The 10,280-nt window shown below is 70.8% G+C and carries 10 protein-coding genes; 3 read left to right on the top strand and 7 right to left on the bottom strand.

The window, feature by feature from the left end:
- Positions 1–105 precede the first annotated feature (105 nt).
- Positions 106–927 carry a DUF2867 domain-containing protein gene (locus tag A5775_RS20655; RefSeq protein WP_067256492.1) on the bottom strand — a complete coding sequence of 274 codons (822 nt, stop codon included), beginning with the start codon at positions 925–927 and terminating at the stop codon, positions 106–108.
- Between the two features lie 21 nt (positions 928–948).
- Here A5775_RS20655 and A5775_RS20650 point away from each other — a divergent pair, with 21 nt between their 5' ends.
- Positions 949–1,545, top strand: coding sequence for a TetR/AcrR family transcriptional regulator (locus tag A5775_RS20650; RefSeq protein WP_067256488.1), 597 nt, complete (start codon positions 949–951; stop codon positions 1,543–1,545).
- Here the strand turns inward: A5775_RS20650 and A5775_RS20645 are convergent.
- Genes A5775_RS20645 through A5775_RS20635 form a run of 3 tightly spaced genes read right to left on the bottom strand, consistent with a single transcriptional unit; the run spans position 1,519 to position 5,266 of the window.
- Positions 1,519–3,690, bottom strand: a complete 2,172-nt coding sequence (locus tag A5775_RS20645; RefSeq protein ID WP_067256486.1) for an AAA family ATPase — start codon at positions 3,688–3,690, stop codon at positions 1,519–1,521. The two genes, A5775_RS20650 and A5775_RS20645, sit on opposite strands and share 27 nt — an antisense overlap.
- Positions 3,687–4,547: a CDP-diacylglycerol--serine O-phosphatidyltransferase gene (gene pssA / locus A5775_RS20640; RefSeq protein ID WP_067256484.1), complete on the bottom strand. Its 861-nt coding sequence runs from the start codon at positions 4,545–4,547 to the stop codon at positions 3,687–3,689. The genes A5775_RS20645 and pssA overlap by 4 nt, the downstream gene beginning before the upstream one ends.
- Complete coding sequence (locus tag A5775_RS20635; RefSeq protein ID WP_197512787.1) at positions 4,544–5,266, bottom strand: phosphatidylserine decarboxylase; 723 nt, start codon at positions 5,264–5,266, stop codon at positions 4,544–4,546. Before A5775_RS20635 ends, pssA begins: the two co-directional genes overlap by 4 nt.
- 64 nt (positions 5,267–5,330) lie before the next feature.
- On the opposite strand from A5775_RS20635, the gene A5775_RS20630 reads away from it, so the two are divergent.
- Positions 5,331–6,545 (top strand): MFS transporter, encoded by a 1,215-nt coding sequence (locus A5775_RS20630; RefSeq protein WP_067256560.1) that lies wholly within the window; start codon positions 5,331–5,333, stop codon positions 6,543–6,545.
- On the opposite strand, the gene glp is transcribed toward A5775_RS20630, so the two are convergent.
- The 3 genes from glp to A5775_RS20615 all read right to left on the bottom strand — a co-directional run bounded on the left by glp (position 6,542) and on the right by A5775_RS20615 (position 9,329).
- Positions 6,542–7,747 (bottom strand): gephyrin-like molybdotransferase Glp, encoded by a 1,206-nt coding sequence (gene glp, locus A5775_RS20625; protein ID WP_067256554.1) that lies wholly within the window; start codon positions 7,745–7,747, stop codon positions 6,542–6,544. The genes A5775_RS20630 and glp overlap by 4 nt on opposite strands.
- Before the next feature lie 19 nt (positions 7,748–7,766).
- Positions 7,767–8,717: an SDR family NAD(P)-dependent oxidoreductase gene (locus tag A5775_RS20620; RefSeq protein ID WP_067256482.1), complete on the bottom strand. Its 951-nt coding sequence runs from the start codon at positions 8,715–8,717 to the stop codon at positions 7,767–7,769.
- A gap of 120 nt (positions 8,718–8,837) precedes the next feature.
- Complete coding sequence (locus A5775_RS20615; protein ID WP_067256479.1) at positions 8,838–9,329, bottom strand: cupin domain-containing protein; 492 nt, start codon at positions 9,327–9,329, stop codon at positions 8,838–8,840.
- 29 nt (positions 9,330–9,358) lie between these two features.
- Between A5775_RS20615 and A5775_RS20610 the strand changes: the two genes are divergently transcribed.
- The gene (locus A5775_RS20610) at positions 9,359–10,057 is read left to right on the top strand and encodes a M24 family metallopeptidase (protein ID WP_067256477.1); all 699 of its coding nucleotides are present in this window, start codon (positions 9,359–9,361) and stop codon (positions 10,055–10,057) included.
- Positions 10,058–10,280 lie beyond the last annotated feature (223 nt).

Below are 10,280 nucleotides of genomic sequence, written 5' to 3'. Positions count from 1 at the left end.
GGCGTCCCTCGATTCATTGCGGCTTCGCGCGAGGGTCACCATAGCCCGGCAATGCAGTAACACGCAAGATTGCAGTTAACTGCAAATTTGAGCGGCGCGGCTCGTTTATCTTGCGGGGACGAGGCCCCGGCGAGCGCTGCGCCGCATCAGCTGCGGGGCCAGGATCCGGTGCAGGGGGCCCACCAGCGCCCAGACCGCCCGGGCGGCGAGTTTCTGGCGGTAGTGCAGGCGGGTGGTCAGGACGGCGCGTTGATCGTCCCGGCGTCGCAGCGTCAGCTCGCCGCGCATGAGCGGCCCGCATGTCGCCAGGACCAACTCGTCGGGATCCGAACGAACGATCCGCCAGCCGATGAGGTGACCGGGAGAGCGGGCCGGGCCCAGGCGCAACCTCAGCACGTGGCGGTGGACCCAAAAGACGAGCTTCCCGAGGGTCCCCGGTGTGTCGCCCAGCGCGTCACGAAAGGTTTGTTCTGCGGTGCGCGCGTCGCCGGCGGCGATCGGCACTTCGAAAACGTCCACGTAATTGGCCGCATCGCCGGTTTGCGCTGGCCCGGAAAGCGCCGACACCGCAACGCGTTTCAGCGTCTGCCGCACGACGATGCGGTGCGCGCCGGTGCCGATGACGAGCGCCCGGTAGGCCTTCCCGTGGATACCCGGGAAGGCCGCCCAGGTGGCCGCGCGCAATCGGGTGCGGGCGGTGTCGTCGAGGTCGTCCAGCTCGAACACCCACCGGTAGACCGCGAACCAATGGCGGCCCTTCAGCGCGAACCGCGCCGGCGCGACAGCCTCGTCCAGGACGAAGCCGAAGGGGACCGTCGTCGCGTCGTGCGGGTCGCGACACATCACCCGCAGCAGCGCCGACCACGTGTCTGCGCGGTTCGCGTCGACGGTTATGGCATGCTCATCGATATAGGGTAATCGTTCCATATAGAAGGACTGTACTAGATCATGGCGCCTCCGCGAAAGCATGAAACCGATGTGATCCTCGACGCCGCCCGGGAGCTGGTGCTCGACGGCGGACCGCGCGCGGCCAGCGTGGCCGCCATCGCGAAAACCAGTGGCGCACCGGCGGGGACGCTGTATCACCGGTTCGGCAACCGCGACGGCATCCTGACGGCGGCCTGGCTGCGTGCGCTGGAACGCTTCCAGGCCCGGGCGTTGGCCGCCGACGCCGACACCCCGGCGGACACCGCCGTGGCGATGGCTGTGGCCGCCGTCGGCTTCGCGCGTGCGCTGCCCGAGGATGCCCGGCTGTTGTTGACGATCCGGCCGGGCGACCTGCTCGACGACGAGCCCGACGCGGCATTTCGGCAGACGCTCGCCGCGATGAACGCCCCGCTGACCGAGCGCATCGCGGTGTTGGCCCGGCAACTGTATGGGAACGCCAGGCCGCGATCCGTCGATGCCGTCGCGCGCGCGGTCGCCGACCTGCCGTACGCCGTGGTGCGGCGCCACGCCCACGACGATCCGATGCCGTTCTGGCTCGAAAAGGACGTGGCGGCGTCGGCGTTGGCCGTATTACAAAGCTTTGGCGAACGCCCGTAGCGACTCGACCTGCACGGGATCCAAAGAGGGGCGCACAGTTTCGCGTGCCGCCGCGAGGTCGGCGGCCGTGACGTCAGTGGCGTCGATGGATCGGCGCATGGCGGTCAGCGCGGCCTCCCGCAGCAGCGCCACGCAGTCGGCGGCGCTGTAGCCGTCGAGCCCGGCCGCCACCGCGTCGAGGTCGACGTCGGCGCTCAGCGGAACCGATTTGCCCGCGGTGCGCAGGATCTCGCGGCGGGCCGCGGCATCGGGGGGTTCGACGAAGACCAGCCGCTCCAGTCGGCCCGGCCGCAACAGCGCGGGATCGATGAGATCCGGCCGGTTGGTGGCGCCCAGGACGACGACGTCGCGCAGCGGATCGACGCCGTCTAGTTCGGTCAGCAACGCGGCCACCACCCGATCGGTGACGCCCGAGTCGAAGCTCTGCCCGCGCCGGGGCGCCAGCGCGTCCACCTCGTCGAGGAAGACCAGCGACGGGGCCGAATCCCGGGCACGCCGAAACAGTTCGCGCACAGCCTTTTCCGAGCTGCCCACCCACTTGTCCATCAGCTCGGAGCCCTTGACTGCGTGCACGGACAGCTGCCCTGTGCTGGCCAGCGCGCGCACGACGAAGGTCTTGCCGCAGCCGGGCGGCCCGTACAGCAGCACCCCGCGCGGCGGGTCGACGCCCAGGCGGGCGAAGGTGTCGGGATGCTGCAGCGGCCACAACACGGCCTCGGTCAGGGCTTGGCGGGCCTCGGCCATGTCGCCGACGTCATCGAGCGTGATGTCGCCGACGCTCACTTCCGCAGTGCCCGAGCGGGACAGCGGCCTGATGACGGTCAGCGCGCCGACCAGATCCTCCTGTCTCAACTCAGGGGGCCGGCCGTCGGCGCTGGCCCGCGACGCCGCCCGCAGCGCCGCCTCACGCACCAGCGCGGCCAGATCGGCGACGACGAAACCCGGTGTACGCGAGGCGATCTCGTCCAGCTCAAGCCCGCCGACGGGTACGTTTCGCAGGAGGGACTCCAGCAGCGCCTTGCGGGTGGCGGCGTCGGGCAGCGGCAGGCCCAGCTCGCGATCACACAGGTCGGGGGCGCGCAGCCGGGCATCGAGTTGATCGGGTCGCGCGGAGGTGGCGACCAACGCGACGCCCGCGCTGGCCACCGCGGTGCGCAGCTCGCCCAGGATCAACGAGGCCACCGGCTCGGCGGTGGCCGGCAGGAGCGCGTCTACATCGGTGATCAGCAGCACGCCGCCGCCGTCGCGCACCGTCTGCACCGCTGAGGCCACCGCCTTGAGCCGGTCTTCGGCGCCCAGCGCGCCGACCTCCGGGCCGTCCAGCGTGACCAGCCTGCGGTCGCCGCATACCGCGCGGACCAGGGTCACCTTGCCCACGCCGGCCGGGCCCGACACCAACACGCCGAGGTTGGTGCCGGCGCCCAGGGTCTCGAGCAGGTGCGGTTCGTCGAGCGCGAGCTTGAGCCACTCGACGAGCTTGGCGGCCTGCGGCTGGGTGCCTTTGAGTTCCTCGACGACCATCTCCGGCCGGGCGACCTCGACCGATATCCGCGACGACGTCGCGGCACCGGAGGCAGCGCCGGCGCCCCAGGTGACCAGCGAGTTGGGCTGCACGCTGACCGGCCCGTCGGGGTCGACGCCGGTGACGGTCAGCAGCTCCGAGGTCCAGCTGATGCCCACCGCCGTGGCCAGCGCACGCGTGGCCTCTGAGGTAGAGGTGCCGGGACCCAGGTCGCGGGGCAGCAGCGACACGGCGTCGCCCACCATGAGGACCTTGCCGAGCAGGGCTTGTCGCAGCGTCACCGGGGTGATCGACCGAGTGGCCAGCGTCGAGCCGGACAAGGTCACCGACCGCGCGCCGTAGACCGTGACCGCGCCGACGACGACCGCGGTCCCCTCCCGCAGTCCCGCGTTGGACAGCGTCACGTCGTCGAGCAGCACGGTGCCGAACGGTGTGTCCGGGCCGGCCAGGCCTGCGACCGCCGCCGTGGTCCGCGACCCGATCAGCGACACCGCATCCCACTCCCGAATGCCCAGTGCGGCAACGGCACTCGGATGCAACCGAACGACGCCGCGACGGGAGTCGACGGCCGAGGTGTTCAGCCGAGCCGTCAAGGTGAGCTGACGGGCCGAGCCGGAACTCACGGCAAGCGCCTGCCCGGCTTGCGCAGGCCCAGCCGCGCCACCGACCGGCGGTTGGGCTGCGCCCGGCGGATCGCGCGGCGCGCGGCCCTGCGCTGCTTGGGTTCGTCGTCCCACGCCTCAGGGTGGGCGGCCAGCCAACGTGAGTTACGGATGGCGAACGGCACGTGGCACAGGTAGGCGATGATGATCACCCAGATCAAAACGTAGGGCGCCAGCACCGCGGCCGCCGCGCAGATCGCCAGGATCGCCAGCAGCGGCGCGGCCCAACTCGGCGGCACCGCGACCGCATGCATCTTGCGCATCGGGATCTTGCTGACCATCAGGATCGAGGTCCCGGTGATCCAGATGCACAGGAACAGCGGCGACGTCCACCAGCCGTCACCGAACTGCAGCTTGAGCCCGATCAGACCGATCATCGAGATCGCGCCGGCCGGTGCGGGCATGCCGACGAAGAATTCTTGCGTGTAGGCGGGCTGGCTGCCGTCGTCCTGCAAAGCGTTGAACCGGGCCAGCCGCAACACGACGCAGACCGCGTAGAGCAGGATCACCACCCAGCCGGCCGGCGAGCTGGTCAGCAGCGTTACGTAGAGCACGATCGCCGGGGTCACGCCGAAGTTCACCGCGTCGGCCAGCGAGTCGATCTCCTCGCCCATCCGCGACTGCGCGTCCAGGATGCGCGCCACCCGCCCGTCCAGGCCGTCCAGGATGGCCGCCGCCGCGATCAGCGCCATCGCGGCCTTGGGCTGGTGCTCGAGGGCGAACCGGATCGAGGTCAATCCCGCGCACACCGAGAGCACCGTCATCGCGCTGGGCAGGATCTGCAGATTGACCGCCCGTCCGCGCGGCTTGCTGATCATGGCAGCTCGGCCAACACGGTCTCGCCGGCGATCGCGCGCTGGCCCACGGTCACCAGCGGTTCGGCGCCCGCCGGCAGGTAGGTGTCGAGCCGGGAGCCGAACCGGATCAGACCGTAGGTGTCACCGATCGACAACTTGTCCCCGACGTGCGCGTCGCAGATGATGCGCCGGGCCAGCAGCCCGGCGACCTGCACCGCGACCACGTCCGCCCCGGTCGCCGTGCGGATGCGCAGGCTGGTGCGTTCGTTTTCGGTGCTCGCGGCGGCCAGGTCGGCCGAACTGAAGCGGCCCGGCCGGTGCTGCACGGCGATCACCTCGCCGCTGACCGGTGCGCGCTGCACGTGGGCGTCCAGCAGCGAAAGAAAGATGCTGATCCGCGGCAGCGCCGCATCACCCATGCTCAGTTCGGCGGGCGGCGTCGCGAAGTCGATCACGCAGATCTCGCCGTCGGCGGGAGCGACGATGGCGCCGGGCCGGGCGGGCGGCACCCGTGGGGGGTGGCGGAAGAACCCCGCGCAGGCACCCGCCGCCAGCAGGGCCGCCCGTCGTACCCATCGGTGACGGCGACCGGCCAGGGCCAGCGCCAGCCCTGCGCCGATGAACGGGCGCCCGGCCGGGTGCACCGGCGGAATGGCGGAGCGCACCAACTCCAGCGCATGTTGGGGGCTGAAGCCCGGGTCTTGGGCGGTGGGGCCGATAGTGCGGGGGCGTCGTGCCACGCGGCCATCTTACGGAGCCCGCGATTGATTCGTGGACGCCCGCGGAGGAACGTTCACCTTCGACATGCAACCGCACAGTGCCGACCGGTGGGCGACACCGGTGCGTCAGGCGACACGTGGCGTCACCGCCGCATTCATCGCCCACGGTCTGGTGTTTTCGTCGTGGGCCGCCCACATTCCGCGGATCAAGGCCGAGCTGGGCCTGTCCGACGCCGCGCTGGGCACCGCGCTGTTCGGCGCACCGCTGGGATCGGTCGTGGCCACGCTGGGAAGCCACTGGGCGCTGCGCCGCTGGGGCAGCCACCGGCTGATCCCGGTGATGGTCGCCGGCTACGCGGCCGCGGGGACGACGGTGGGCCTGGCCAGGTCCGGGCCCGCGCTGTTCGGTGCGCTGGCGTTGTGGGGGACGTTCCAGGGGGCGCTGGACGTCGCGATGAACACCCAGGCGGCGACGGTCGAGCGGGCCGCCCGGGCGCCGCTCATGGCACGGTTCCACGGCATGTGGAGCGTCGGGACGCTGGTGGGGGCACTGGTCGGCGCGGCGTGCGTCGGCGCGGGCATCGACCTGACCGCCCAGCTGACGGTCCTCGGGGCGGTCGTGCTGGTCGTAGTGGGAACGCTCACCCGTCGCCTGATCCCCGACGCGGCCGCCGCGGCGGGCGCGTCGTCGGGACCGGCCCTGGGTAGGTGGGCCTGGATGACGCCGACGGTGGCGATCCTGGCCGCGGTCTCGTTCGCGTCCTTCCTGTGCGAGGGTGCGGCCACCGACTGGTCGGCCAACTACCTGCGCAACGTCGTCGGTGCCGGCCCGAGCGCCTCGGCGCTGAGCTACGCGGCCTACACGGGTGCGATGGTCATCACCCGGTTCGGAGCGCCCCGACTGCACGCCCGGGTCCCCAGTCGCCGGTTGCTCCCGGCGCTGGCGCTGGTGGCGGTCGTGGGCATGGGAGTGACGCTGGCGACCGCCAACGCGGGCGTCAGCGTGCTCGGCTTCGCGGCGTTGGGCGTCGGTGTGGCGCTGCTGGTGCCCACCGCCTTCAGCGCGGCCTACGGCGCGAGCGAAGCGGGATCGGCGATCGCCATCGTGGCGGCGACCGGTTGGCTGGGTTACCTGCTCGGTCCGCCGCTGATCGGTCACCTGTCCGGCTGGCTGGGGTTATCGGCGGCGCTGGTCACCATTCCGGTGATGATGACCGTCGTCGGCGTCGCGATTCGCTACACCCCGGCCTTCGACAGGGCCGACGAATTCCACCGGGACGTGGCGACGCCGGCCGGTTAGCGCAGATCCCAGACCTGCAGCGGGGTTCCCTCGGGCACCTCGACGACGTCTTCGGGGATATCGAGCAGCCCGTTGGCCGACGCCAGCCACCGCAGGTGGTGCGATGCCGGCGGGCCGTAGCTGGTGACGGAGCTCGCGTCGTCGCTGAGTACCGCGCGCCGGAACTGGCGCTTGCCGCGCGGCGAGGTCAGCGACTCGGCGAGGATGGCGGACCGGTGCGGGCGTTCGGGATCCGGCAGGCCCATGGCCGTGCGGAGCGCGGGCCGCAGGAACACCTCGAAGGACACCAGCGCGCTGACCGGGTTGCCGGGCAGCGTGACGATCGTCGCGCCGGCCACGCGGCCCACGCCCTGCGGCATGCCCGGCTGCATGGCCACCTTGACGAATTCGACGCCCTGGTCGCCCTCGCGCCCAAAGGCGTCCTTGACCACCTCGTAGGCGCCGGCGCTGACGCCGCCGCTGGTGATGATCAGATCGGAGTCGGCCGCGTACCGATCGATGATCGAACTGAATTGGGCCACATCGTCTTCGGCGGTCGCGACGGCGACCAATTCGGCGCCCGCGTCGCGGACGGCTCCGGCCAGCATGATCGAGTTGGACTCGTAGATCTGCCCCGGCCGCAACGCCTCGCCCGGGGTCACCAGCTCCGATCCGGTCGAGATCACCAGCACCCGTTGGCGCGGGATCACCGGCAACTCGGCGATTCCGAGCGCCGCTGCCAAGCCGAGCACGGCCGGCGTCACGACCTGGCCGCGGCGCAGCACGGTGGTGCCGGGGGCGACGTCCTCACCCGCGCGCCGGATGTGCTTGCCGGCCTCGCGCGGCTCGTGGATCGATACGACGTCCACACCACCGTCGGTGGCCTCGACCGGGACGATGGCCGTCGCCCCGGCCGGCAGCGGCGCGCCCGTCATGATCCGGTGGGCCGTACCGGGTTTCAGCGCCAGTTCGTCGGTGCGTCCGGCCGGAATGTCCTCGGCGACCGGCAACACCACCGGGTTCTCCGGTGTCGCGGCCGACGTGTCCTCGGCGTGCACCGCGTATCCGTCCATCGCGGAGTTGTCGAAGACCGGCAGCGCCAGTTGGGCGACCACGTCCTCGGCCAGGACCAGGCCCTGGGCGTCGGTCAGCGCGACCGGAGCCGGCGGCCGGGAACGAATCAAATCGGCGACAACGCGCTGATGTTCCGCGACTGTTCGCATCGGGGCCATTATCCGCGCGTCAGATCGGGAACTTGACGTCGGTGAGCTCTTCGGAGACGGCCCACAACCGGCGTTGCAGTTCCGCGCTGTGGGACTGGGCGCTGGACTTGACGAGCTTCGGGTGGCCCCGCTGCTCGAGGAAGCCGTCCGGGCCGAAGTACTGCCCGCCCTGCACGTCCGGATCGGTGGCGGCCCGCAGCGTCGGGAGTGCGCCCATGGCCGCGCTCTGGAACAGCACCGGCCCCAGCGCCGCGGCGGCGGGCCTGAAGATCGCCGGCAGGTTGCGGGTCAGCTCGGTGTTGGAGCCGCCGGGGTGCGCGGCGACGGCGATGGTCTTCGCGTCGGGCGTGGCTGCCAGCCGGCGCTGCAGCTCGTAGGTGAACAGCAGGTTGGCCAGTTTGGATTGCCCGTAGGCCGCGATCCTGTCGTACCGCCGTTCCCACTGCAGGTCGTCGAAGTGGATCGCGGCCCGCAGCCGGTGGCCGACGCTGCTGATGGTCACCACCCGCGAATCCCGCACGGGGAGCAGGTGGTCGAGCAGCAACCCGGTCAGCGCGAAGTGGCCCAGATGGTTGGTGCCGAACTGCAATTCGAAGCCGTCCGCGGTGACCTCCTTGGGCGTCCACATCACCCCGGCGTTGTTGATCAGCAGGTCGATGCGCGGGTAGGCCGCACGCAGCGCGTCGGCGGCCGACCGCACCGCGTCCAGCGAAGTCAGATCCAGCTGCTGCAGCGTGACGTCTACTTCTCGGGCCCCTTGGCCCCCGGCCGCGACGATGCGCGACAGCGCCGCATTGCCCTTGTCGAGGTTGCGAACCGCGAGCACGACGTGGGCGCCGCGGTGGGCCAGCACGGCGGCCGCCTCATACCCGATGCCGGTGTTGGCGCCGGTGATGACGACGACGCGGCCGCTTTGATCCGGGACGTCGCCCTCCGACCAGCTGCGGTTCTCTTCGTGGTTGGAAGCCATGGCCCAAAAGATACTCACCCGGATCGGATGCTGCCGGGCGGGCGATGCGCGGCAACCGCGGTGTCGACCCCGCCCTTACCGCTGCGGTGTCGCGAAGCGGGCGCGCGGCGACCTGACCGGTCAGACCCAGTAGTTGTCGTGGCGGACGAACCACTCCCGGCGTTCCTCGTCGGTCATGTCGGCCAGCGCCGCGAATCCTTCAAAGTAGGCCTCGCGGGGAGCGCCCGGGGCGAACAGCATCAGGATCGACGCCGGCTCGTCGGCCTCGTTGCGGAAACCGTGGACGCCCCCGGGCGGGACGTAGAGGAAGTCGCCCTGGTGGCCGTCCGCCCATTCGGTGCCGTCGTAGAGCTTCATCGTCCCGGAGAGCACGAAGAACGCCTCCGACATGGCCCGGTGGAAGTGGGCCGGGGGCCCGCCGCCGGCCGGGGAGATGTCGACCCGGTACAGCCCGTAATCGCCGTCTGTGTCCCGCTGGTTCGCCAGGTAGTGGTACTCGACCCCGGAGGTCTCGTAGTCGGGGGGCTGATCGGCCCGCTTGAGCCAGGCGCTGATCTCCGGCTCGTCCTTGGTGTAGCGGGCCGGCGGGTAGGGCGGCACGACGAGGGACATGGTTCCAGTGTGCGCATAGCATCGCGGTAATGGAGCAATCGACCGCCGAAGACGTTCGGGTGCAACGGCTGCTGGACGCCGAACACAAGGCGGCGCAACTGTTCGACGAAATCGAGCGGCGGGCCATGATTCGCCCCGGGATCGGGGAGAAGAAGCTCTCCGACGAGATCCATGAGCTCGCCGGCGAGATGTTCGGGGTGACACGGCACTGGCACCGGCGGATCGTGCGCGCCGGGGAGAACACGCTGCAGCCGTTCCACGAGCGCCCGCCCGACCGGACGATCGTCGACGACGACATCGTCTTCCTCGACCTGGGCCCCATCTTCGAGGAGTGGGAGGCAGATTTCGGCCGGACGTTCCTGCTCGGCGACGACCCGCACAAGAAGGCCGTCCGCGATGCGCTGCCGCGAGTGTGGCAGGCCGGGCGCGACTACTTCGAACGCCATCCCGACGTCACCGGCGCCGCGCTGTTCGACTTCGTCGTCGGGGTGACCCGAGCCGAGGGCTTCGAGTGGGGCAGCCGCATCGCGGGCCATCTGGTGGGGGAGTTCCCGCACAAGAAGATCGCCGGCCCCGGCGTCGAGTGGTACATCATGCCCGGCTCGGACAAGCCGATGCGCCGCACCGACCCGCGCGGGCGCACCTGCCATTGGATTCTCGAGATCCATCTCGTCGACCGCGCGCGCGGCTTCGGCGGCTTCTACGAACAGCTGCTCGACCTGCCCTGAACGGGCCGCTTCGTGGGGCCTTCTTCTTGCACTCGGCATAGGCGAGTGCTAAGAATGACTTGGCACTCGCGACCAGCGAGTGCTAGGTCGGGACGGTGAGACCTAGCCCCAAGACAGCTGCGGTCGTCCGTCGCGGGCACTGCACCCGGCCACAGCGTCCAATGGGACGACCGACAACGGTCGCCCCGTGTGTCACCCCATATTTCGGAGGAATCACTTCGCA

The organism is Mycobacterium sp. 852002-10029_SCH5224772 (genome assembly GCF_001667315.1).
GTDB lineage: Bacteria > Actinomycetota > Actinomycetes > Mycobacteriales > Mycobacteriaceae > Mycobacterium.
The sequence above is the reverse complement of the archived record's forward strand: the minus strand, read 5'-3'. Positions and strand labels throughout refer to the sequence as shown.